Source organism: Algibacter miyuki (genome assembly GCF_030409805.1).
GTDB classification, from domain to species: Bacteria; Bacteroidota; Bacteroidia; order Flavobacteriales; family Flavobacteriaceae; genus Algibacter; species Algibacter miyuki.
This window is the reverse complement of sequence record NZ_JAUFQP010000010.1, coordinates 90,128-112,134: the sequence shown is the minus strand read 5'-3', so window position 1 is coordinate 112,134 and position 22,007 is coordinate 90,128. Positions and strand designations below refer to the sequence as shown.

Sequence of the window (22,007 nt, the reverse complement as noted above, 5' to 3'; positions counted from 1 at the left end):
GCCATTTAGGCAAATATAGGTTAATTTTGCAATCTAAAATATAACTTATGTCTACAAGTAAAAATTATCCAAAATCATTTTCGCATATCGGAATTACCGTTCCTAATATAAAAGAGGCCGTTAAATTTTATTCTGAAGTTATGGGGTGGTACGTTATAATGGAGCCTTCAACAGTTAAGAAGGAAAAAGAAACAGCCATTGGGCAAATGTGTATTGATGTTTTCGGAGACGATTGGACTACCTTCGAAATTGCACATTTGGCAACTTCAGATGGGGTTGGTGTAGAACTGTTTTCTTTTCCTAATGGCGTAAAAGAAGCGCCAGAGTTTAATCCTTTCAATACAGGTTTATTCCATTTTTGTATACAAGACCCGAATATAGAAGAGCTTATTGAAAAAATTGTGGCTTATGGCGGAAAGCAAAGAATGCCAATTAGAGCGTATTATCCAGAAGATAAACCTTTTAAAATGTGTTACGTAGAAGATCCTTTCGGAATTGTTTTTGAAATTTATACCCACAGTTACGAACTCACGTATTCTTCGGGAGCTTATGCAAAATAGATCTTTTTAAGCGATGCTATAAAATAGTATTCATCTTGATGAACGCTACTTTAACGTCTAGTCTTAAACAAAAAAAAATCCGCAATTTTATTGCGGATTTTTTTATATCTGTAAAGCTAAATTATTTCGATTTTTTCTGCTTATTGATTTCGTCTTGTAATTGTCTGCGTACTTTTTGTTCACGCTCTAAAGCTGTTTTTCTGTGTTCTTCGAATTCTTCTTCCGTTTCTTCTAAATTCTTTTTCGCTTCACGCGTAACCGCATTACTATTTTTGAATTTGTAAATAAAGAAAAGTAATAGGGCTAATAAAGCACCAATAATAGACCACATTAATACATTATAACTCGATTTACTCATTTGTAAACCAAACAAAGCCATATTGTTTTTTTCGGTATTGGTTTTATCTAATTCGCTTTGTGTATTCGATAGATTTAACTTTAAATCGGCAATTTCTTTTACTTGCGTTTTAACAACGACTTGGGTATCTGCTAAATCTTTATGTACTGCCTTTAATGAGTCTAAAGTATGTTCTTTAAGAGTATATAACCATGTTTTTTTTACGGTTTTATAATCTTGCCAGCTGTTTGAGCGTCTAATAACAAATTCAAATTGGTTATCAATGCTACCGCTATTTAAGGATAATTTCTCTTCTTCTTGATCTGGAGTTGCTTGTGAAAAAGAGGATGCCGTTAGTAATAGCGCAAATACTGTTGAAAGCAGTTGTTTTGTAAAATTCATTTCTAATGGAAATTTTTAATGGGTTGAATTCGGTCTACGAAGTTATGAAAACTATGATTATAATTAATTAAAAAGCCCCACTAAATGAGGCTAATTTCTATACGCGTTATATACGAGTATGTTTGTGCTTTGGATGTTTTAAATTAGTAATAAGTAAAACGTCGCACTTTCGATATATATTTAGCAAGCTTAATTCCTTGATAGCTGTAACCATATTCGTAATTGTATTATATATGATATGGTGTTTTTTGAAAATTGCTAGGGGTAAAATAGAGACCGAAAATAGAGCTTATTTTATAGCCTTGTTTATGTAAAAATAGCTGTAAAAAAATAACCTCTTTAAAGCTATTCACTTTAAAGAGGTTATTTACATTTGAATTCAATACCAAATTATCTAAAAATCACTTCCTTTTTTTCTTTACTTGTGTTTATGTAGGCCAGTTTTTTAATGTGGTCTAAAATATCATCACCATATTTTTCTTTTAATTTAGAAATGTCGGTGATACTTTCAATTTTAGTATCGTTTATTCCAGTAATAATATAACCTTCCGTAATTCCTAAATTAGAATATAACCATTGGTTTTCGGTTTTCTTCACCATTACGCCATAGTCGATATCGTATTTTTCTTTAAATGAATCTGATAAATCTTGCAGCTCCATTTTCATAAAATTAACCGCGAATATTTCAGTTTTTGTCAATGTTACAGAAACGGTTTTTAAATCGTTTTTTCTATACAATTCTACGTTAACCACGTCATTTGGTCGTTTTGTTTTAATGTAGCCACTTAAATCTTCAAATTTTGAAATTTCAATATTATCAAGTTTTTTAATCACATCACCTTTTTCAATGCCGGCTTTATCTGCTCCAGAGTTTTTTACCACTTCGGCAACATAAACCCCTTCGGCATAATTAACACCCATTTCTTGTGCTACTTTACTATTAAAAGTACCACCTTGAATACCTAAAACGCCATTTTGCACGTTACCAAACTCCATAATATCTTCAATCACTTTACGTGCAATATTACTTGGTACAGCAAAAGAATATCCAACGTAAGAACCAGTTTGTGATGAAATAGCAGTATTAATACCAATTAATTCACCATTGGTGTTTACTAGTGCTCCACCAGAATTCCCTGGGTTTACAGCAGCATCAGTTTGCAAGAAAGATTGTGAACTTTTCCCTGTTAAATCTCTCGATTTTGCACTTATAATTCCGGCAGTTACCGTCGATGTTAAGTTAAATGGGTTACCAACAGCTAAAACCCATTCGCCAATTTGTACACTATCCGAATCTCCGAAAGTAACATATGGTAAATCTTCATCGGCATCAATTTTTAATAGCGCAATATCGGTTTTTGGGTCGGTACCCACTAGTTCCGCAGTGTACGTTTTATTATTGTTTAATGTTACCGACAGTTCGCTCGCATTATTTATTACGTGGTTGTTGGTTATAATATAGCCGTCGGCATTAATGATAACGCCAGAGCCGGTACCCATTTGCGCACGTTTGGGACTTCTACCAGAAAAGAAATCTTGCAAAGTCATTTGTCCACTACTTAAAGTAACGTTTTTCACGTGAACCACAGCATGTACTGTGTTGTCGGCAGCCGCTGTAAAATCGGTGTTTTCCGCTGCACTTAAAGCCTTATTTATATTGGTTGTTGGTAAAAATGTAGGTGCGTTATCTTGACTAGAAACCACCACTGTGTTTTCTTTTTCTATAAAAAGTTTGTAAGCACCAAGCGTCATTACGCCTCCTAATGCAGATACTAATACTAAAGTTAAAATCTTCTTCATATTAATTATTATTTGGGTATTTATTGATGTTATTGAATTGTTTAATTTGATTTAACAGATTAAAATTAGCTAATAATTGGATAGATTTTTTAGTTTTAACGATTTTTAACGCCCACTTTAACGCCTATTTAACAGAAGGATTAGGGCTTATTTACTTCCAATAAGTTGAAAAAAAGAAGTTTTAAAATATTTTATAAGAAACAGAAATAAATTAAAAAAACGCGAAGATTTTAATTTTAATAGAAACCTTAAAAGTTCTTGGTTTTTCCGAAGATTTCCTGAAATAGTGACGGGGAAAATAAATTCTTTATGCCTATATTTGTGCTGAAATTATGCAACAGACTTTTTATAAATACCAAGGAACAGGGAACGATTTTGTGATGATTGATAATCGTCAGCAAACGTTCAATAAAAGAGACACAAAACACATTGCTTTTTTATGCGATAGACGTTTTGGAATAGGAGCAGACGGACTTATTCTGCTTGAAAACCACAATACTTTAGATTTTACAATGGTGTATTATAATGCCGATGGAAATGAAAGTACTATGTGTGGAAATGGCGGCCGTTGTTTGGTGGCTTTTGCAAAACAGTTGGGTGTAATTGATACGAAAGCGGTTTTTGAAGCAGTTGATGGTTTACATCATGCCGAAATTGAGGGCGATATAGTGAAGCTTCAAATGTTGGATGTTGATGTGGTTGAAAAACATGATAATTATGTGTTTTTAAACACCGGATCGCCACACCACGTACAATTTGAAGATGCTATTGAGTATTTCGATATCAAAGATAAAGGGGCTAAAATTAGAAACGGTGCACCGTATTTTGATGAAGGAACAAATGTAAATTTCGTTAAAAAAGTTAATGATGAAGTGTTTCGCGTACGTACATACGAGCGAGGTGTTGAAGATGAAACATTATCTTGTGGAACAGGTGTAACAGCAGTAGCTATTGCTATGCATGCAACAAATGAAACCACTAAAAAATTAATAACGCTTAACGTAGAAGGAGGCAAGTTGAAAGTGAGTTTTGATGTTGAAAACGAAACCTACAAAAATGTTTGGCTTCTTGGTCCTGCGAAATTTGTTTTTAAAGGCGATATATGATTACTCTAAAAGGGGAACATATTTATTTACGGGCTTTAGAACCCGAAGATTTAGAATTTATTCATGCCGTTGAAAACGACGAAAATATTTGGGAAATTAGCCAAACACAAACCCCTTATTCTAGGTATTTAATTAAACAATATTTAGAACAAGCCCATCAAGATATATACGAAGTTAAACAATTACGATTGGTAATTTGTAATACTCAAGATGAAGCTATTGGTTTAATAGATTTGTTCGATTTTGATTTTAAAAACGGTAGAGCAGGCATCGGAATTTTAGTCAAAGACCACGAAAATAGAGGTAAAGGCGCAGGAAAAGAAGCTTTAGCCTTACTGATAAACTATAGCTTTACACATCTGGATTTACATCAATTGTATTGTAATATTTCAGAAGATAATGAGGTTAGTATTAAATTGTTTAGCCGTCAGGGGTTTAAACAAATCGGATTAAAAAAAGATTGGACTTATAGCCAAGGCACTTATAAAAACGAATATTTATTTCAGCTTATTAAAAATTAAATGTACATAAAAAAAATAATTCTGGCCATAGTTGTTATCGGTCTTGTGGTAGCAGCATTTTTTGCAAATTTTGTTTATAAGGCTATGTTGAAACCTAATACGGCATTCAACAATGAAACGGCTTATGTTTATATTCCGTCAAATGCTAATTATAGTGATGTTCGAAGTCAGTTGGAACCACTTTTAGAAGATATTGAATCTTTTGATGATTTAGCCGAACAGAAAAAATACACAACTCACGTTAAAGCTGGAAAGTTTGCGATAAAAAAGGGAATGACGAATAATGATATCATCAACTCCATTCGTAGTGGAAATCTTCCTGTAAAAGTGTCTTTTAATAATCAGTCTACTTTAGAAAAATTGGCTGGACGCATTTCTAATGAAATTGAAGCCGATAGCGTCTCGTTGTTAAAAGTAATGTTAGAGGAAAAATTTTTAGCTGAAAATAATTTCAATAACGCCACAGCCTTAGGAATGTATTTGCCTAATAGTTACGAGTTTTTCTGGAATACTGATGCAGAAGGTTTTAGAGATCGCATGCTTACAGAATATAAACGTTTCTGGAATGAGAAACGTACGGAGAAAGCTGAAGCTATCGGGTTAACCGCAAATCAAGTGATTGCTTTGGCATCTATTGTTTATGAAGAATCTAAACAAGCCAGCGAACAACCTAGAATTGCAGGTGTTTACATGAACAGACTGCGTATTGGAATGCCTTTGCAGGCGGATCCAACTTTGAAATTTGCTGCCTATCAATTGCCTAAATATAAGAATACAGTGATAAAACGGGTTTTAAATATTCATAAAGATATTGAATCGCCTTATAATACGTACCTGAATCGTGGTTTGCCTCCGGGGTTAATTGCTATGCCTGATATTTCGGCTATCGATGCTGTCTTGAATTACGAAAAGCATAGTTATTTATATTTTGCCGCTGATGCGAAGCGTTTTGGGTTCCATAAGTTTGCTAAAACTTTAGCACAGCATAATGGAAACGCTAGAGAATATCAACGTTACCTTTCTTCTCAAGGCATTAATAAATAGTGCCTTTTTCGGGATTAAAATACACGATATATTTTGTGTTAATGTCTTCTTTCGCATTTTCTCAAAAGGAATCGCCTTCTTTTTTTACACCTAGTGATTCTTTAAATGTATCGCGACGAAATGCCGTTGTTATTTCTGAAGCTGCTGTCGTCGGGTTAACTTTAGTGGGGTTAAATCAATTGTGGTATGCCGATTATGAACGTTCAAAACTTCATACTATAAATGATAATAATGAATGGCTCCAAATGGATAAAGTGGGGCATGCGTTTTCGGCCTATCAAATGGGAAAGCATGGCGCTCAACTTTTAAATTGGAGTGGGATTAGTGAAAAAAATCAATTAATTTATGGTGGTACTTTAGGCTTCGGATTTCTTACGGCCGTTGAATTTTTGGATGGTTATTCGCAAGAATGGGGGTTTTCTTGGGGAGATATTTTAGCAAACGCTTCCGGTACAGGATTATTTATTGGACAAGAATTACTATGGAAAGAGCAACGAATCGCTTTAAAGTACAGTTTTCATCAAACTGAGTATGCGCCGCAAAATCCAAATAAGTTGGGTAAAGGTATCTTAGAAGAGGTTTTAAAAGACTATAACGGGCAAACGTATTGGTTAAGCGCAAACATTCATTCTTTTTTTAAGGAAAGTAAAGTGCCAAAATGGCTTAATTTGGCTGTGGGTTATGGAGGTGAAGGCATGTTGAATGGTGTGGAAGATTCTAGTAGTGAATTAGTAAGGAATGGTAATCCATACCGACAAATCTTTCTGAGTTTAGATTTGAATTTAGATCAATTAAAAACCAAGTCGCCCTTGTTAAAAATGGTTTTCAGTATTATTAATATGATAAAAATTCCATTTCCTACCCTTGAATTAAGTAAAAAAGGGGCTAAATTCCATATATTCTACATCTAATAGGGCTTAAAAAATAATAAATTTGGTTAGTATTTAAATATCATGTACTTTTGCACGCTCAAAATTTCAGGTAATTTAAAATTGTAGATTACTGAAGAATTTAGAAACTATGACAAAGAATATTGCAAGTTACTTAGTCTTAGCACTTTTAGCAGTAATTATGTTAAGTGTGTCGTTTTCATCAAAGGATTCGATTGTAGATTTAAGTAAGTATTCAACAAAAGGCTTAGAGTTAGTTTATACTGTAAGTCTTGACGATGACATCAAAGATGATGTTCTAGTGTCAAATGACGAGAACGATGTTTTTTCTCCTTATTTAGGAAAATCATTTGTAGGCTTTAGAGAGGCCGTAGGTTTTAAAGAGTCTCGTGGTGATTATGCCACGGTTAATACATTCGGTTATTTAGGAAAGTACCAATTTGGTGCTGAAACCTTAAAAATGATTGGTATTAATAATCCCCAACAATTTTTAAAGAATCCAAAACTTCAAGAAAAAGCGTTTATTGCTAATGCAGCAAGAAATAAATGGATTTTAAGACGTGACATTAAAAACTTTGTGGGTCGCCGAATTAATGGTGTGCTTGTAACAGAGTCTGGTATTTTAGCCGCAGCGCATTTAGCGGGACCGGGAAGTGTTAAAACGTATTTAAGAAGTTACGGTTTAGATAATTTTGCTGATGGTTTTGGAACTACAGTACAGTATTATATGAAACGTTTTTCTGGTTACGATACGTCGTTTGTTAAACCGAACAAATTAGCGAAAGCCATTTAAAAGGGGTTTTAAATTAGCTTTTATGTATAATAAATAACGTTGGTCTTTTATGAAGGTCAACGTTATTTTTTTTCCAAGCTTGTGCGCTTTGCGTTTTTATAAACTCTGTTTCTAGAGTAATATCGCAAGCCACACAGATGTCTGTGTTATTTTCTAAAACGTTGCACAAATCTTCCAACATTTTATTGTTTCTATAAGGTGTTTCAATAAAAAGCTGAGATTGGTCGTGCTCAAAAGATAAACGCTCTAGACGTTTTAATTCTGCTTTTCGTTCGCCTTTATCAATAGGTAAGTAGCCGTTAAAAGCAAAACTTTGGCCATTCATTCCAGAACTCATCATGGCCATTAAAATTGACGATGGTCCTACTAGAGGTACTACTTTTATGTTTTTTCCGTGGGCTAGTTTTACAACATCGGCACCAGGGTCGGCAACGCCAGGACAACCAGCTTCAGATAGTAAACCAACATTAAGACCTTCTAAACAAGGATTTAAAAAAGCAGGTAATTCGCTAGCTTCTGTGCGTTTATTTAAAAGGAATAGTTGAAGTGATGGTTGTGATTTTTCCGGACTAATTTTCTTAATAAATCGACGGGCTGTTTTTTCGTTTTCAACAATAAAAATATCAATATTATCAATAGTGTTTTTTACTGTAATAGGTAAAACATCTAAAGGGTTATTGTCTCCTAAAGTGGTTGGTATTAAAAATAACTTGCCTGCGCCTGATGTCATTAGTTTTCTGAAGTTAAATGGTTTGCAATAACGGTACATGCTTCGTTTAGCATGTTGTAAATATTTAGAAAACCATCGTCTCCTCCGTAATACGGATCGGGAACATCGAAGTTTTCATTGGGGTAGACTTCATTTAAAATGAATTTTACTTTAGAAGTGTCTGAGTTGTTGCGAGCCAGTTTATTAACGTTTCTATAGTTAGAATCGTCCATCACATAAATCACATCAAAAGTGTCAAAATCTGAAACGGTAAACTGTCTTCCTTTTAAGTTTGAAATGTCTAAACCGTATGTTTTCGCTATAGCAATCGATCGTGGATCTGGAGCATTCCCCGTATGGTAATTTGCGGTTCCAGCAGAATCAACAATAAAATTATCGGGTAATTTAGCTTTTAAAATACCTTCGGCAAGTGGAGAACGACAAATGTTTCCCAGGCATACCATCAGAATTTTAGTCATTTTTAAAAGAGTTTAAACAGAAAGTTTTTTTGTGATATCCTCAACGTATTTTTTAAATTGCTTATCTGTTGAAGATAAGTTATCAACCGTTTTGCAAGCATGTAAAACCGTAGCATGATCACGTTTACCAATTTGAGAACCAATACTGGCTAAAGATGCTTTGGTTAATTTTTTAGCAAAAAACATAGCTAGTTGTCTCGCTTGAACAATGTGGCGTTTTCTCGTTTTAGATTGCAACGTATCGATGTCCATTTGGAAATAATCGGATACTACTTTTTGAATATAATCTATAGAAACCTCACGTTTTGTGTTTTTTACAAACTTCTCAACAATGGTTCTGGCTAAATCTAAGGTGATTTCCTTTTTATTGAAAGACGATTGCGCAATTAGAGATATAATAGCACCTTCTAATTCGCGAACATTAGTTTTAATGTTTTTAGCAACGTAATCTATAATATCTTCTGGCATTTCAACACCGTCACGATATAATTTGTTTTTAACAATAGAAACACGAGTTTCAAAATCGGGATGTTGTAATTCCGCCGAAAGGCCCCATTTAAAACGAGATAATAAGCGTTGCTCAATATCTTGCATATCTACAGGTGCTTTATCACTTGTTAATATAACTTGCTTTCCGTTTTGGTGTAAGTGGTTAAAAATGTGAAAGAAAACATCTTGTGTTCCTGTTTTTCCTGTAAGGAATTGCACATCATCAATAATTAAAACATCTATAATTTGATAGAAATGAATAAAATCGTTTCTATTATTTTTCTTTACAGAATCTATATATTGTTGCGTAAATTTTTCAGCAGAAATATATAAAACAGTCTTCTCTGGGTATTTGTCTTTAATATCAACACCAATAGCATGAGCTAAATGCGTTTTACCTAAACCAACACCACCAAAAATTAATAACGGGTTAAAAGAGGTTCCTCCTGGTTTAGCAGCAACCGCTAATCCGGCACTTCTTGCTAAACGATTAGAATCGCCTTCTAAAAAGTTTTCAAAACTATAATTTGGATTTAGTTGCGATTCAATTTTTACATTTCGAATTCCAGGAATAACAAACGGATTGCGTAATTCTGGACTTTTATTGTTTAAAGGAATATCAACATTTTGAGATTTTAAACCACTACGGTTAGAACTCGGTATTTTTTCTGTAAAAGGTTGTTTGTTGCCATACGTGTTTTCCATTTTAATAATGTAAACCAGTTTAGCTTTTTCGCCTAATTCTTTAGTTAAAGATACTTTTAAGATTTTAACATAATGCTCCTCTAGCCATTCGTAAAAGAATTTACTTGGCACCTGAATACTTAAGGCATTATCAGTTAGTTTAACTGCCAGTATTGGTTCAAACCATGTTTTATAAGCTTGCGGTTGAATATTATCCTTTATGAATTTTAGACAATTATCCCATACCGTTTGCGCAGTTACACTCATTTTAAATACTCTTGTTGATTGTTAATTTAATGGATGAGAAAAACATCTCATATCCCTCCATTTTTATGTTTGGCAAATATGTGAACAAAATTCTTAAAAAAAAAATGATTTACTATTGAATAATTAGAAATTTTTTCGCAAGTTGAGCACATGTCGAAACTACAAAAAAATATTCAAATATGAGCGAGAAAAGTGATAAAATACAAATAAGAGTAAGATATGGGGAAACCGACCAAATGGGCGTGGTTTATCACGGTAATTACGCATTATATTTGGAAGAGGCACGAATTGAGTGGTTGCGTAAAAGGGGGATTTCGTATAAAACCATGGAGGAAAACGGAATTATGTTACCAGTGGTATCTTTAAACATAAACTATAAAAAACCAGCAGGTTATGATGACTTAATTAATGTAAAATCACAACTCAAAAATCGACCTACTGCAAAGATTGAATTTGAGTACGAAATAACCAATGAAAAAGGTGAACTTTTATCTACCGCAAGCACCGTTTTGGTATTTGTTGATATGAAAACGCAACGACCTACCAAAGCACCTCAATATATTTTAGATATTATTGATGGAGAGTTTTAATCTTTTGATAAAATAGTTGATTTCAATAATTGCTGATAAATCAAGAATGAAAAGAAGGTTTTTTTGTCTTATGAGCTAATTTTCGTCTGAACATTTTTTAATATCTATTTCAAAAAGGTGATTGAAAGCTTCGAAAACAGAGTCAGCTTCTGATATACGAACCGAAATCGTGATTTGGCAATCCAATTCTAGTTTTTGGTTCGTTATGTTTAATTTTCGCTCTTTTATAACCCGCATCACCTTGTTCATGTTTTTGTAATCGAACGTGATTAGAAAATCGATGTTGATGGTTTTTTCTATGATTTTAGCCGAATCTAAAGCGAGTTGTGCTGCAGTTTTATAAGCATTTATTAAACCGCCAACGCCAAGTTTTACACCTCCAAAATACCGAACCACAATAATTAAAATATTAGTAACATCGAAAGATTGTATTTGTCCGTAAATGGGCATGCCTGCGCTATTGTTGGGTTCTCCGTCATCATTAGCGCGGTAGTTTATGGTCTGGGTGCCTATTTGGTAGGCGTAACACCAGTGACGCGCCGAGTGGTGTTCTTTCTTTAGAGTTTCAATATGAAATTTGATGGTCTCTTCATCTAAAACTGGGAAGGCGTAGCCAAAAAACTTACTGTTTTTATCTTTAAATAAAACAGGTTCGGTTGCCGATGTTATGGTTTTATAAGTGTCTTTTTCAATCAAACTTTGTCAATAAAATTAAAATAAAGTGGATTTGGTTTCAAACAAAGAGCAAACGTCTTCCGTTTCTGGGTTTATATGCCAAGTTTTAAAATTCAAAGCGTTTGCTGTTTCAATATTATCCTTATTATCGTCAATAAAGAGGCATTCTTCAGCTTTAAGTTTGTTTTCTTTTAAAACAAATTCAAAAATATCTGCATTTGGTTTTCTTAAGTTTATTTCATGAGACAAGTAAAAGGCATCAAAACAATTTTTGAAATCTTCGAAAAACGAGACACTTTCTTTAATCCAATTAATATGAAGTTCGTTGGTGTTGCTCAATAAAATAAGTTTGTATTTAGCTGATGCTTTTATAAACTCTAGTCTTTCTTTTGGGAAATGTTTAAGCATGTAATTCCAGGTGTAAATAAGTTCGTCATCTGAAAGGTTTGGAAAATTTTCGGCATAGAATTCAATAAATTCTTCAGTTGAAATTAAACCTTGCTCATAAAGACTATTGAAAGCGCTTATTTCTTCCGAAAAGGTATCAATTTCAAGAGTTTCAAAAGCGTATTTTGCTGCGCCTTCAATGTCTAGGTTTATAAATATATTTCCGAAGTCGAATATTAAGGTTTTAATCATTTTTGTAAATTTTTAATACGTCTGATATTATTTTTTCTTGTTGAATAACTTGTCCTGAAAACTTAGGGGCTCTTACACCTGTTTTAAATTGAGTTTCGCCTGTAAAAACTCGAGCTTCGTCCCAAAGGTTTTCATCTATAAAGGTTTGAAGCGTTTTTGCGCCGCCTTCAATAATGACAGAGTTGATATTTTTGTGGTATAAAACGGAGCATATTTGTTTTGCAATCTCGTTTTTTAAGTCCCAATTAATAGATTCGTTTTTCTTATTTTGATTGTTTCCGCTGATAACGATAGTTTCAGCTTCGTCATTAAAAACAGCAAGTTTATTAGATAATTTTTCCGATCGATCTAAAACAATTCGAATCGGGTTTTTGCCAACGAAATCTCGTGTAGTTAAAGATGGATTATCGGCTAAAACGGTATTGGTGCCAACTAAAATAGCATGTTCTTCACCGCGCCATTGATGCACTAATTGTCGTGAAAATGTATTTGTTATCCAAACCGGTTTTTGTTCGTTCTTAGTTTTCGGTGCAATAAAACTATCGCTGCTTTCGGCCCATTTTAATATAATATAAGGGCGCTTTTTATTGTGAAAGGTGAAAAACCGTTTGTCGTGCAGGCGGCATTCGTTTTCTAAAACACCAACTATAACTTCGCAACCGGCTGCTTTTAATTTTTTAATACCTAAACCGGCTACTTTTTCAAAATCGTCCACGCAACCAATGACTACTTTGGGTATGTTATGCTTAATAATAAGATCGGAACAAGGCGGGGTTTTTCCATAGTGTGCGCAAGGTTCTAGTGTAACGTAAATGGTAGCTTCTTTTAAAAGCGCTTTATTTTTTACCGAATTTATAGCGTTCACTTCGGCATGATTTCCACCGTATGTGCTAGTGTATCCTTCGCCTATAATTTTATTATTATGAACAATAACACTGCCAACCATGGGGTTTGGACGCGTACTGCCCAATCCGTTTTTTGCAATTTGTAAACAGCGTTTTATGTAAGTTTCGTTAGTGTTCAATCTTAAAATTTTATTTTGACATCTTCAGTTTCATCAACCGCATAACTATGCGAAAAACCGAAAACTTTATAATTAATTTCCCCGGTGTATTGAATTTTTACTTTTTTACTGAATAAACTTCCTAGTAACCCACCTAAACTTTTATCGCTAAAAATACTATCGGTAGGGATTTGTGCAGTTAACGGAATAGAAAATTCTTTTTTAGCAGGAACATCAAAACTCTCGGCTGAAATGTAGCCCATTTCATTATTGTTTACAAAAATTTTAATTTCATCAGTTTGCAGAGTGCCTCCAATATCATTAGCGTTTAGAAATAGGGCATCGGCTGTAAAAGTAACATTTCTAGAAGTTGATTTTAGAAGTTTAATGTTTTCTACTCCAATAAAAGTAGGTTTTTCGGTTACGGTACAGCTTAAAAAAGAGATTAGAATTGTTGATAAAATTATGAGTTTCTTCATGAGAACATTTTGCGATTAACTGTATCTTCACCTGCCAAAAGCACGGTATTATGGAACACAAAGATAATATAGTTATTCGAGAAATTAGGTCAAATGATAATGCGGAACTTGAACAAGTTATCCGAGGTTGTTTTCATGAGTTTAAAATTCCGTTGGAAGGCACGGCATATACCGATCCGGAAACAAAACAAATGTTTGAAGCGTACCAAAGCGCAAACGATGTGTATTTTGTTATAGATGTTGATGGAGAAGTGTTAGGCGGAGGAGGTATAAAGCCGTTAAAGGATTTTGAGACTTCGGTTTGCGAAATTCAAAAAATGTATTTTTCTCCTAAAATTAGAGGGAAAGGTTTTGGTAAATTGCTTTTTGATAAATGTTTGGAAGCAGCGAAGCGTTTGGGCTATAAAACTTGTTATATAGAGTCGGCAACACAATTAAAAGCAGCTATTCATATTTACGAAGCAAACGGGTTTAAGCATTTAGATAAAGCGCTTGGTAATACGGGGCATTTTTCTTGTGGTGTTTGGATGACTAAAAATTTGTAACTTTAGTTGCACTGAAAAAAATAAGATGAAGTTAAAGGATATTCAAAATACGTTCCATCAAGCATTAGATGCATTATACCAAAGTGAAGAAGTCGATAGTTTTTTTTATATTCTAATTGAAACTTATGATAAGGTTACGCGGTTGCAGCTGGCTATGGATTTAGATTTAGAAACCCAAAATGAGGTTCTTATTTTAGAAGCGTTGGAGTTATTAAAACAGCAAAAGCCCATTCAGTATATTTTAGGTGAAACCGAATTTTACGGTTTACCTTTTAAAGTGAATGAAGCAACCTTAATCCCGCGCCCAGAAACGGAAGAGTTGGTGAGCTGGGTATTAAGATATGCTCCCGAAAATGAAAGTTTGAACATTTTAGATATTGGTACGGGGAGTGGCTGTATAGCGGTTTCTATTGCGAAACATTTGCCAAACGCTAAGGTTTTTGCTTTAGATATAAGTGCGGAAGCTTTAAAAATGGCCAAGCAAAATGCCGAATTGAACTCGGTTGATGTTACTTTTATTAATCAAGATATTTTATCTGTTAATGATTCTGGATTGGCAATAGCTCTTAAATTTGATATTGTTGTTTCTAATCCGCCATATGTTCGGAATTTAGAAAAAGAGCTGATGCAAGCGAACGTTTTGGAAAACGAGCCACATTTAGCTTTGTTTGTTGAAGATGAAAATCCATTAAAATTTTATAAAGCCATTACTGAGTTTGCTGTAAAGAACTTAAATAAAAATGGAGCGCTGTTTTTTGAAATAAATGAATATCTAGGAAACGAAATGATTCAATTATTAAAAAGGAATCAGTTTGAAGATATTCATCTAAAACAAGATATGTTTAGAAAGGATAGAATGATTAGTGGGGTTTTGGAAAATTGATTAAATGCTAAGTCTTCATTGCTGAAGGCGTCTGTAAAACAGCTTAAGGTTTTGTATTTAGTTTGTATTTGCTAAATTTGAAAACTTAAAATGCAAGCTTACCAAATAACACCCCAATCAAAATTAAAAATTCACATTAAGTACACCTCTTTCAATGAGTAATATTAAAAAGCAAATTCAAGATTTACAGAACGAATTACGTGCACATAATCATAATTATTATGTGTTGGATAATGCTACGATTTCTGATTACGATTTCGATATAAAATTAAAAGAACTTCAAGCATTAGAGGCTAAGTATCCTGAATTTTCCGATGCTAATTCGCCAACAAAACGTGTTGGAGGCGAGGTGACTAAAAATTTTGAAACTATAAAGCATGAACATCGCATGTACTCTTTGGATAATTCGTATTCTAAAGAAGATTTGCTTGATTGGGAAACGCGAATTAAAAAAATAATTGAAGATGATGTGCAATACACTTGCGAGTTAAAATACGATGGCGCATCCATCAGTTTAACTTATGAAAACGGAGCGTTGGTCAAAGCAGTAACGCGTGGTGATGGTGTGCAGGGTAACGTGGTAACGACGAATATAAAAACTATAAAATCGGTGCCGTTACAGTTGAAAGGTGATTTTCCGCAGAAATTCGACATTCGTGGAGAAATTGTATTGCCTTTTGATGGGTTTCATAAAATGAATGAAGCTCGAATTGAAATAGGCGAGGAGCCTTATCGAAATCCTAGAAATACAGCTTCAGGAAGTTTAAAGTTACAAGATAGTGCAGAAGTTGCTAAGCGCCCTTTAGAGTGTTTGTTATATAATTTAACGGGGACGAATTTAGGTGTGAGTAGTCAGTTTGAAAGTTTAGAAAAATCACGACAATGGGGTTTTAAGGTGCCTGAAGTGGCTAAATTGGTGAATTCTATAGATGAAGTTTTTGAGTTTATAAATTATTGGGATGTGCATCGTCACGATTTACCTTATGAAACCGATGGTGTTGTTGTGAAAGTGAATAGTCTCGAGCAGCAAGAAAATCTTGGGTTTACATCGAAAGCCCCGCGTTGGGCTATGGCTTATAAATTTAAATCTGAACAAATTTCAACGCAATTAAATAGTATAACCTATCAAGTTGGGCGAACGGGAGCTATAACCCCAGTGGCTAATTTAGAACCTGTAGAATTGGCAGGAACTACGGTAAAACGTGCTTCTTTGCATAATGCTGATCAGATAGAGAAATTAGATATCCGTGTTAATGATTGTGTTTACGTGGAAAAAGGAGGCGAGATAATTCCAAAAGTTTTAGGAGTCGATTTATCGCAACGTCCAGCGAATTCTGTGCCAACGCAATACATTACACATTGCCCAGAATGTAATACGTTGTTAGAACGTAAGGCTGGTGAAGCTCAGCATTACTGCCCAAATTATAACGGTTGTAATCCTCAGATTATTGGTAGAATTCAACATTATATTTCACGAAAAGCTATGGATATCGATGGTTTAGGAGGGGAGACGGTGGCGCTTTTGGTGAACGAGAATTTAATTTCTAATTATGCCGATTTGTACCAACTAACCAAAGAGCAAGTACTTCCGTTAGAACGTATGGCTGAAAAAAGTGCAGATAATTTAATTGCCGGTATAGAGCAATCAAAGAATATTCCGTTTGAACGCGTACTTTTTGCAATTGGTATTCGCTATGTAGGTGAAACTGTTGCAAAAAAGCTGGCGAGACATTACAAAAGTATCGATGCTTTAAGTGTTGCCACGCAAGAGGAATTAGTAAACGTTGACGAAATTGGTGTTAAGATAGCCGAGAGCGTTAGTCAGTTTTTTACTTCCGAAGAAAATATGGATACCATTAATCGTTTAAAAGTTTTCGGGCTGCAACTCGAGATGTCTGCTGAAGAACTTGTTGGGAAAACGAGTTTGTTAGTTGGTAAATCTATTGTAATTACAGGTGTTTTTGAGAATATATCGCGAAATGAACTTAAAAAGCTTATTGAAGATAATGGCGGAAAAGTGAGTAGTTCTATATCTTCTAAAACAAGTTTTATAGTCGCTGGAGCGAATATGGGGCCGAGTAAAAAAGAAAAAGCAGAAAAATTAAATATCAATCTTATAAATGAAAGTGAGTTCTTACAAATGTTAAGTATTGAGTAAATCATATCGATTAAATGCTTATTAAATCTGTTAACTCGTTATTTTTGATTATATTAGCGAACTGTTTTAGTTGGGGATATGTTCAAATCGAAATTTTTTGTAGTCTTAGTATTAATCGTTTATGCTTTATTTGTTTTTTTTGAATTTAGTGGAAATGAGGATATGGCGAGTATTTTGGAGACTTTTATAGTGCCCATTATCACTGTTCGTTATTTGTTATATGTTAAGTCTCGAGAACGTTTCTTTTTATTGTTTATGGTGCTTTATAGCCTCTCGGATTTAGTGCGGTTTGCAGGTCATTTCATTCACTTTAATCGCGGATCGATGTTTTTTCAAACGAGGTATTATCTAGGGAATATTTTATCTATTTCGGCTTACGCGATGTTATTGGTGATGTTGTTAAAATCGTTATCAATCAAGTATGTTTTACGCCATTGTAGAATACATTTATTAGTGCTTTCAGCTTTAAATGTCTATTTAATATATGTTTTACAAGCGATACAAGAGCCTGGTATCATTTATAATATCGATTATTATTTTGAATGTCTTTATAATGTGATGATGTTATTATTACTTTCAGTTTCTTTATTAAATTACTTCTATCGCGATAACGAAAAATCATTATTCCTGTTTTGTGGTGTATTATGTATTGTTTTTGCTGAAGTGATTCTTGTGGCAAACATATTTATTTCTAAAAGTAACTTGTTGAGCTTTTTAGTAACTACACTTATTTTGGGCGCATTTTATTTCTTTTATGAGCAAACAAAACAGTCTAATTTAAGTCGGGAGTTTCGGAAAAAAAAATAAGCTATTTATAGTGTTTTTCGAAGTATTGAGAACTGGTGTTTCTAATGAATTTTAAGATAAGTAATGTTGCTCTTCTATACAATAATAGAAGTTCCGTTAGCCGATTTATTTTTATCAGCATCAAAGTAGAAATCAATTTTTCCTAAATTAATACCATAGCAACCTACCTGATTGACTAGAGTATTAACACCTGCTTTATTTTTTACCACCGTTGGTTTCTTTAAAAAGGTGTGGGTGTGTCCGCCAATAATTAAATCGATGTCTTTTGTCGCTTCGGCTAGTTTTAAATCGCCAATTTTATCACTATTCGTATAATTATATCCTAAGTGCGATAAGCAGATGATTAAGTCGCAATGTTCGTCATCTTTTAAAATGCGGGTCATTTCTTGGCTTGTTTCAATCGGATCTAGGTATTGTGTTTCCTTATACATCGCTGGGTCTACCAATCCGGTAAGTTTAATTCCTAAGCCAAAAACGCCAATTTTAATACCGTCCTTTACGAAGATAGTATAAGGTTTAGTATGGGTGTCCATTATGGTATTCGAGAAATCGTAATTAGCTGTAATAAATTGAAATTCCGCATGTGGTAATTGTGCATATAAACCTTCGATACCATTATCAAAATCATGATTACCAATAGTAGCTGCGTCATATTTCAACTTACTCATCAGTTTAAACTCCAATTCACCGCCATAATAATTAAAATACGGCGTGCCTTGAAAAATATCGCCGGCATCTAATAATAAGGTGTTCGGGTTTTCTTTTCTGAAGGTGTCAATTAAAGTGGCTCTACGTGCTACACCGCCTTTGTTAGCATTTCGCCCATCTTCTGGACCAAAGGCGTCAATATGGCTGTGTACATCATTGGTGTGTAATATTGTTATTTTAGTTGTTTTGCCAAGCGTTGTAAACGATTGTAATCCGGTGGTGCCCAAAGTAACCAATGCTGTTCCTGCTGCAGCTTGTTGTATAAAGTTTCTACGTTTCATATCTTATTTAATTTGGGTGAATCTGTCGTCTATAACGGGGTTAATGGTGTCGAGTTTTATAAACTTATCAATTAATGCCGTTCTAATTTTATAATTTAAAACGTATAAACTATCGTTGGTTTTAAAAAAGGACATATTGTCGCCGCCATTGTATAAGTAATCGTTTGTAGCCACATAGTAGGTGTTTTCTTTTTCAATGGGTTTACCATTAACCTTGGCTTCAATTACTTTACTGTTTTTGTCTATTTTTAATTTTAAATTAGAAACGGGATGTGCACGTTTTCCTTGAGATAAGTAATCTATCATAGCGTTCATTTGTTCTCCTTTTAGGGCTACAACTACAATACTGTTTTCAAAAGGCATTAATCCGAAAGCTGTTCTTTTTGATACATTACCTTTCGATAAAATAGAACGAATACCACCATGGTTTAGTAAAACCATATCAATATCATGGCCTGTTCGGCTTTTAAAAATAGGATTAGATTCACTATAAACTGCATCGGCCATAAAATTACCTATAGCTGTATTATATTCGCCGTCTTTCTTTGTGTAAGTATCAACGGAGTATGCTAAAACACTATCTAAATCGTTTTCAATGCGGTCTCTAAAAGGTTTAATATACGCTTCAATTTCGGTATTATTTTCTATAGAATCTGTAATTGCAATTTGCTTGCCTTCGATTTTCGAAAGGTGTAAATTCTGTTCTTTACAACTCGAAAAAACAAAAATATTTAACAAAATAAATAAATATGTAATCCTCATATATTAAACTAATTTTTTGAATGTACTTTTGCTACCTTTGCGCAAAGCATAAAGGTAAATGATTTTAAAGGGTTTTAAAGAAAAATCTAATAAAAAATACTTGAACAAATTGTTATCGGAACGTCAGCTAGAGGTTGCTGATGGTGATGTGGAAAGTTTAGGTGTTATTTTAAATATAGACGAAATTGATAATTTCGATATGTTTAAAAACTTAGCCAGTGCCTTTAATGTGAGGTCTAATAAATTGAAAATCATTGCGTTTTCTAAAAATTTAAAAGACGATTTAAAAACTTGGGACGATTGCTTTAATCCAAAAGATTTTGGATGGAAAGGGAGTGTTAAAAATCCCGAATTACAACGGTTTTTAGATACTGAATTTGATGTTTTAGTAAGTTATTATCTAACCGAAGCGTTAGAACTAAAGCTAATTACAGCAAAATCTAAAGCGAAATTGAAAATTGGAATTTTACAATCCGACGAACGATTAAACGATTTAATTATAAAAACAAACTTAAAAGAGTTCGATTTGTTTAAAAACGAAGCTTTTAAATACTTAAAAATATTAAATAAAATTAAGAATGAATAGTAAGTTTCTTGGGACAGGAGTTGCATTGGTAACGCCATTTAAGACTGATTTAACGGTAGATCATAACGCCTTAACCAATATTGTAAATTTCAATATTGAAAACGGCGTGGAATATTTAGTAATTAGCGGTACGACGGCTGAAAGTGTTACCATTACCAAAGCAGAAAAACAAGCCATTGTAGATACTATTTCTAAAGCAGCAAATGGGCGTGTACCATTAGTTTTAGGTATTGGTGGTAGTAACACCATGCAAGTTATAGAGGAAATTAAAAACACAGATTTAAGTGGTATAGATGCTATTTTATCGGTGTCTCCATACTATAGTAAACCTACTCAAGAAGGAATTTATCAGCATTTTAAAGCTATTTCAGAGGCTTGTCCGGTTGATATTATCCTATATAATGTGCCTGGAAGAACATCTAAAAATATGGATGTAGATACGACTTTAAGATTGGCTAACGATTTTAAAAACATTATCGCAGTAAAAGAAGCGGGTAATAATGTGGCGCAGTATTTACAATTGATAAAAAACAAACCACAAGACTTTTTAGTGATTTCTGGTGATGACGATTTAGCATTAGCCATTGTCTTAGCCGGCGGATCGGGTGTTATATCTGTAATAGGGCAAGCGTTTCCTAAAGATTTTTCTGAAATGATTCGTTTAGGATTACAAGGGAAAAACACTCAAGCGTATCAACTTCATTTTAAATTAATGGATGCGATAGATTATATTTTTGAAGAAAACAACCCATCTGGTATTAAAGCCGTTTTTCAAGCTTTAAATTTATGCGAAGATACTGTGAGGTTGCCGTTAGTGCCTGCATCTGGCGCTTTAAAACAAAAAATCAACAATTTTGTAAAGGCTTACGTATAGTTTAAAGTGTGTTAAATATAACTTAAACCTTATGATTGCTGGGTTTAAGCCGTTATTTTAGCAAAAGTTTGGATTAAAAATTATATTTTTAAAATCCATATTATTAACTTAATTTTGCATCCTCTTTTATGTTTATGAAAAAGTTTTTTTACATTTTACTAGCATCCACGATTTTAAGTAGTTGTGGCGAATATCAAAAGGTTTTAAAATCTGAAGATATCGCGACCAAATTTAAAATGGGTGAAGAATTATATAATGAAGGTAAGTTTGCAAAAGCAAATCGTTTGTTTGCACAAATTGTACCTAATTATAGAGGGAAACCACAGGCTGAAAAATTAATGTACTTGTACTCTAATTCGTTTTACGAAATGAAAGATTACTATGTTGCAGGTTATCAGTTTGAGCGTTTTGCATCGAGTTACCCAAAAAGTGAAAAGTTAGAAGAAGCGTCTTTTTTAAGCGCAAAAAGTTATTCTATGCTTTCGCCTATTTATTCGAAAGACCAAAAAGAAACGGTTTCAGCAATAGAAAAGCTACAAACTTTTATTAATCTTTTTCCTGATTCTGAATATAGTGCCGATGCGAATGCTTTGGTGCAAGAATTAGATTTAAAATTAGAAACTAAGGCTTACAGTATTGCTAAACAATATAATACAATAGCCGATTATGAAGCCTCTATAAAATCGTTTGATAATTTCATTTTCGATTTTCCAGGATCTTCATTAAGAGAAAAAGCTTTGTTTTACAGATTGGATGCCGCTTATAAATTGGCAATGAATAGTGTAGAACGTAAAAAGCAAGCCCGTTTAAATCAAGCTAAAGAATATTACGAAAGCTTTAAAAAGAGCTATGTAAATTCTGAGTATATTGCAGAAGTAGATGATATGGCAATTGAATTAAATGAAGCTTTGAATAATTATAGCACAAAAAGTTAAA

Annotated in this window: 25 protein-coding genes; 14 read left to right on the top strand and 11 right to left on the bottom strand. The window is 33.5% G+C overall.

Annotation, left to right across the window (positions count from 1 at the left end):
* Nucleotides 1-47 precede the first annotated feature (47 nt).
* A complete protein-coding gene (locus QWY92_RS08545) occupies nucleotides 48-560 on the top strand; it encodes a VOC family protein (protein ID WP_290270288.1) in 513 nt (170 codons plus the stop codon).
* Between the two features lie 121 nt (nucleotides 561-681).
* On the opposite strand, the gene QWY92_RS08540 is transcribed toward QWY92_RS08545, so the two are convergent.
* Nucleotides 682-1,299: a tRNA (guanine-N1)-methyltransferase gene (locus QWY92_RS08540; RefSeq protein WP_290270286.1), complete on the bottom strand. Its 618-nt coding sequence runs from the start codon at nucleotides 1,297-1,299 to the stop codon at nucleotides 682-684.
* 390 nt (nucleotides 1,300-1,689) lie between these two features.
* A complete protein-coding gene (locus QWY92_RS08535; protein WP_290270284.1) occupies nucleotides 1,690-3,099 on the bottom strand; it encodes a trypsin-like peptidase domain-containing protein in 1,410 nt (469 codons plus the stop codon).
* A gap of 332 nt (nucleotides 3,100-3,431) precedes the next feature.
* On the opposite strand from QWY92_RS08535, the gene dapF reads away from it, so the two are divergent.
* The 5 genes from dapF to QWY92_RS08510 all read left to right on the top strand — a co-directional run bounded on the left by dapF (nucleotide 3,432) and on the right by QWY92_RS08510 (nucleotide 7,453).
* On the top strand, nucleotides 3,432-4,205 hold the full coding sequence (gene dapF / locus QWY92_RS08530; protein ID WP_290270282.1) for a diaminopimelate epimerase: 774 nt from the start codon (nucleotides 3,432-3,434) through the stop codon (nucleotides 4,203-4,205).
* Complete coding sequence (locus QWY92_RS08525) at nucleotides 4,202-4,726, top strand: GNAT family N-acetyltransferase (protein WP_290270280.1); 525 nt, start codon at nucleotides 4,202-4,204, stop codon at nucleotides 4,724-4,726. Before dapF ends, QWY92_RS08525 begins: the two co-directional genes overlap by 4 nt.
* Nucleotides 4,727-5,770: an endolytic transglycosylase MltG gene (gene mltG, locus QWY92_RS08520; protein WP_290270278.1), complete on the top strand. Its 1,044-nt coding sequence runs from the start codon at nucleotides 4,727-4,729 to the stop codon at nucleotides 5,768-5,770.
* Nucleotides 5,771-5,811: 41 nt separating this feature from the next.
* Complete coding sequence (locus QWY92_RS08515) at nucleotides 5,812-6,681, top strand: DUF2279 domain-containing protein (protein ID WP_290270275.1); 870 nt, start codon at nucleotides 5,812-5,814, stop codon at nucleotides 6,679-6,681.
* 109 nt (nucleotides 6,682-6,790) lie between these two features.
* The gene (locus tag QWY92_RS08510) at nucleotides 6,791-7,453 is read left to right on the top strand and encodes a peptidoglycan-binding protein LysM (protein WP_290270273.1); all 663 of its coding nucleotides are present in this window, start codon (nucleotides 6,791-6,793) and stop codon (nucleotides 7,451-7,453) included.
* 13 nt (nucleotides 7,454-7,466) lie between these two features.
* On the opposite strand, the gene QWY92_RS08505 is transcribed toward QWY92_RS08510, so the two are convergent.
* The 3 genes from QWY92_RS08505 to dnaA are packed head-to-tail and all read right to left on the bottom strand — an operon-like array spanning nucleotide 7,467 to nucleotide 10,081.
* Nucleotides 7,467-8,183 carry an SAM-dependent methyltransferase gene (locus QWY92_RS08505; RefSeq protein ID WP_290270271.1) on the bottom strand — a complete coding sequence of 239 codons (717 nt, stop codon included), beginning with the start codon at nucleotides 8,181-8,183 and terminating at the stop codon, nucleotides 7,467-7,469.
* Nucleotides 8,183-8,641: a low molecular weight protein-tyrosine-phosphatase gene (locus QWY92_RS08500; RefSeq protein ID WP_290270270.1), complete on the bottom strand. Its 459-nt coding sequence runs from the start codon at nucleotides 8,639-8,641 to the stop codon at nucleotides 8,183-8,185. The genes QWY92_RS08505 and QWY92_RS08500 overlap by 1 nt, the downstream gene beginning before the upstream one ends.
* Before the next feature lie 12 nt (nucleotides 8,642-8,653).
* Entirely contained in the window at nucleotides 8,654-10,081 is a 1,428-nt protein-coding gene (dnaA, locus tag QWY92_RS08495) for a chromosomal replication initiator protein DnaA (protein WP_290270269.1), read from the bottom strand.
* 179 nt (nucleotides 10,082-10,260) lie between these two features.
* On the opposite strand from dnaA, the gene QWY92_RS08490 reads away from it, so the two are divergent.
* Nucleotides 10,261-10,671 (top strand): acyl-CoA thioesterase, encoded by a 411-nt coding sequence (locus QWY92_RS08490; protein WP_290270268.1) that lies wholly within the window; start codon nucleotides 10,261-10,263, stop codon nucleotides 10,669-10,671.
* 75 nt (nucleotides 10,672-10,746) lie between these two features.
* Here QWY92_RS08490 and QWY92_RS08485 read toward each other — a convergent pair whose 3' ends face one another.
* From QWY92_RS08485 to QWY92_RS08470, 4 genes are read right to left on the bottom strand one after another with little or no spacing between them, the layout of a single operon-like run.
* The gene (locus QWY92_RS08485; RefSeq protein WP_290270267.1) at nucleotides 10,747-11,367 is read right to left on the bottom strand and encodes an IMPACT family protein; all 621 of its coding nucleotides are present in this window, start codon (nucleotides 11,365-11,367) and stop codon (nucleotides 10,747-10,749) included.
* A gap of 15 nt (nucleotides 11,368-11,382) precedes the next feature.
* On the bottom strand, nucleotides 11,383-11,985 hold the full coding sequence (locus QWY92_RS08480) for an HAD family hydrolase (protein ID WP_290270265.1): 603 nt from the start codon (nucleotides 11,983-11,985) through the stop codon (nucleotides 11,383-11,385).
* Nucleotides 11,978-13,009 carry a bifunctional diaminohydroxyphosphoribosylaminopyrimidine deaminase/5-amino-6-(5-phosphoribosylamino)uracil reductase RibD gene (gene ribD / locus QWY92_RS08475; protein ID WP_290270264.1) on the bottom strand — a complete coding sequence of 344 codons (1,032 nt, stop codon included), beginning with the start codon at nucleotides 13,007-13,009 and terminating at the stop codon, nucleotides 11,978-11,980. Before ribD ends, QWY92_RS08480 begins: the two co-directional genes overlap by 8 nt.
* Nucleotides 13,010-13,011: 2 nt before the next feature.
* Entirely contained in the window at nucleotides 13,012-13,467 is a 456-nt protein-coding gene (locus tag QWY92_RS08470) for a hypothetical protein (protein WP_290270263.1), read from the bottom strand.
* A 50-nt stretch (nucleotides 13,468-13,517) separates the two neighbouring features.
* On the opposite strand from QWY92_RS08470, the gene QWY92_RS08465 reads away from it, so the two are divergent.
* The 4 genes from QWY92_RS08465 (at nucleotide 13,518) to QWY92_RS08450 (ending at nucleotide 17,860) form a co-directional block, all read left to right on the top strand.
* Nucleotides 13,518-14,012: a GNAT family N-acetyltransferase gene (locus QWY92_RS08465; RefSeq protein ID WP_290270261.1), complete on the top strand. Its 495-nt coding sequence runs from the start codon at nucleotides 13,518-13,520 to the stop codon at nucleotides 14,010-14,012.
* 25 nt (nucleotides 14,013-14,037) lie between these two features.
* Nucleotides 14,038-14,895 (top strand): peptide chain release factor N(5)-glutamine methyltransferase, encoded by an 858-nt coding sequence (prmC, locus tag QWY92_RS08460; RefSeq protein ID WP_290270258.1) that lies wholly within the window; start codon nucleotides 14,038-14,040, stop codon nucleotides 14,893-14,895.
* Between the two features lie 154 nt (nucleotides 14,896-15,049).
* Nucleotides 15,050-17,053, top strand: coding sequence for an NAD-dependent DNA ligase LigA (gene ligA / locus QWY92_RS08455; RefSeq protein WP_290270255.1), 2,004 nt, complete (start codon nucleotides 15,050-15,052; stop codon nucleotides 17,051-17,053).
* Between the two features lie 78 nt (nucleotides 17,054-17,131).
* Nucleotides 17,132-17,860 carry a hypothetical protein gene (locus tag QWY92_RS08450; protein ID WP_290270253.1) on the top strand — a complete coding sequence of 243 codons (729 nt, stop codon included), beginning with the start codon at nucleotides 17,132-17,134 and terminating at the stop codon, nucleotides 17,858-17,860.
* 74 nt (nucleotides 17,861-17,934) lie between these two features.
* Here QWY92_RS08450 and QWY92_RS08445 read toward each other — a convergent pair whose 3' ends face one another.
* Together QWY92_RS08445 and QWY92_RS08440 are read right to left on the bottom strand one after the other, a co-directional pair.
* Nucleotides 17,935-18,849, bottom strand: coding sequence for a bifunctional metallophosphatase/5'-nucleotidase (locus QWY92_RS08445; RefSeq protein ID WP_290270252.1), 915 nt, complete (start codon nucleotides 18,847-18,849; stop codon nucleotides 17,935-17,937).
* Between the two features lie 3 nt (nucleotides 18,850-18,852).
* Nucleotides 18,853-19,611, bottom strand: a complete 759-nt coding sequence (locus QWY92_RS08440; RefSeq protein ID WP_290270250.1) for a 5'-nucleotidase C-terminal domain-containing protein — start codon at nucleotides 19,609-19,611, stop codon at nucleotides 18,853-18,855.
* Nucleotides 19,612-19,669: 58 nt separating this feature from the next.
* Here QWY92_RS08440 and QWY92_RS08435 point away from each other — a divergent pair, with 58 nt between their 5' ends.
* From QWY92_RS08435 to QWY92_RS08425, 3 genes are all read left to right on the top strand, one after another.
* Nucleotides 19,670-20,197, top strand: a complete 528-nt coding sequence (locus QWY92_RS08435) for a DUF6913 domain-containing protein (RefSeq protein WP_377879549.1) — start codon at nucleotides 19,670-19,672, stop codon at nucleotides 20,195-20,197.
* On the top strand, nucleotides 20,190-21,071 hold the full coding sequence (gene dapA / locus QWY92_RS08430) for a 4-hydroxy-tetrahydrodipicolinate synthase (protein WP_290270245.1): 882 nt from the start codon (nucleotides 20,190-20,192) through the stop codon (nucleotides 21,069-21,071). The genes QWY92_RS08435 and dapA overlap by 8 nt, the downstream gene beginning before the upstream one ends.
* Nucleotides 21,072-21,205: 134 nt before the next feature.
* Nucleotides 21,206-22,006: an outer membrane protein assembly factor BamD gene (locus QWY92_RS08425; RefSeq protein WP_290270243.1), complete on the top strand. Its 801-nt coding sequence runs from the start codon at nucleotides 21,206-21,208 to the stop codon at nucleotides 22,004-22,006.
* Nucleotide 22,007 lies beyond the last annotated feature (1 nt).

Coding starts and splice junctions, on each gene's coding strand:
- QWY92_RS08545 (WP_290270288.1), top strand. CDS start 48: ATGTCTACAAGTAAAAATTATCCAAAATCATTTTCGCATATCGGAATT.
- QWY92_RS08540 (WP_290270286.1), bottom strand. CDS start 1,299: ATGAATTTTACAAAACAACTGCTTTCAACAGTATTTGCGCTATTACTA.
- QWY92_RS08535 (WP_290270284.1), bottom strand. CDS start 3,099: ATGAAGAAGATTTTAACTTTAGTATTAGTATCTGCATTAGGAGGCGTA.
- dapF (WP_290270282.1), top strand. CDS start 3,432: ATGCAACAGACTTTTTATAAATACCAAGGAACAGGGAACGATTTTGTG.
- QWY92_RS08525 (WP_290270280.1), top strand. CDS start 4,202: ATGATTACTCTAAAAGGGGAACATATTTATTTACGGGCTTTAGAACCC.
- mltG (WP_290270278.1), top strand. CDS start 4,727: ATGTACATAAAAAAAATAATTCTGGCCATAGTTGTTATCGGTCTTGTG.
- QWY92_RS08515 (WP_290270275.1), top strand. CDS start 5,812: ATGTCTTCTTTCGCATTTTCTCAAAAGGAATCGCCTTCTTTTTTTACA.
- QWY92_RS08510 (WP_290270273.1), top strand. CDS start 6,791: ATGACAAAGAATATTGCAAGTTACTTAGTCTTAGCACTTTTAGCAGTA.
- QWY92_RS08505 (WP_290270271.1), bottom strand. CDS start 8,183: ATGACATCAGGCGCAGGCAAGTTATTTTTAATACCAACCACTTTAGGA.
- QWY92_RS08500 (WP_290270270.1), bottom strand. CDS start 8,641: ATGACTAAAATTCTGATGGTATGCCTGGGAAACATTTGTCGTTCTCCA.
- dnaA (WP_290270269.1), bottom strand. CDS start 10,081: ATGAGTGTAACTGCGCAAACGGTATGGGATAATTGTCTAAAATTCATA.
- QWY92_RS08490 (WP_290270268.1), top strand. CDS start 10,261: ATGAGCGAGAAAAGTGATAAAATACAAATAAGAGTAAGATATGGGGAA.
- QWY92_RS08480 (WP_290270265.1), bottom strand. CDS start 11,985: ATGATTAAAACCTTAATATTCGACTTCGGAAATATATTTATAAACCTA.
- QWY92_RS08470 (WP_290270263.1), bottom strand. CDS start 13,467: ATGAAGAAACTCATAATTTTATCAACAATTCTAATCTCTTTTTTAAGC.
- QWY92_RS08465 (WP_290270261.1), top strand. CDS start 13,518: ATGGAACACAAAGATAATATAGTTATTCGAGAAATTAGGTCAAATGAT.
- prmC (WP_290270258.1), top strand. CDS start 14,038: ATGAAGTTAAAGGATATTCAAAATACGTTCCATCAAGCATTAGATGCA.
- ligA (WP_290270255.1), top strand. CDS start 15,050: ATGAGTAATATTAAAAAGCAAATTCAAGATTTACAGAACGAATTACGT.
- QWY92_RS08450 (WP_290270253.1), top strand. CDS start 17,132: ATGTTCAAATCGAAATTTTTTGTAGTCTTAGTATTAATCGTTTATGCT.
- QWY92_RS08445 (WP_290270252.1), bottom strand. CDS start 18,849: ATGAAACGTAGAAACTTTATACAACAAGCTGCAGCAGGAACAGCATTG.
- QWY92_RS08440 (WP_290270250.1), bottom strand. CDS start 19,611: ATGAGGATTACATATTTATTTATTTTGTTAAATATTTTTGTTTTTTCG.
- QWY92_RS08435 (WP_377879549.1), top strand. CDS start 19,670: ATGATTTTAAAGGGTTTTAAAGAAAAATCTAATAAAAAATACTTGAAC.
- dapA (WP_290270245.1), top strand. CDS start 20,190: ATGAATAGTAAGTTTCTTGGGACAGGAGTTGCATTGGTAACGCCATTT.
- QWY92_RS08425 (WP_290270243.1), top strand. CDS start 21,206: ATGAAAAAGTTTTTTTACATTTTACTAGCATCCACGATTTTAAGTAGT.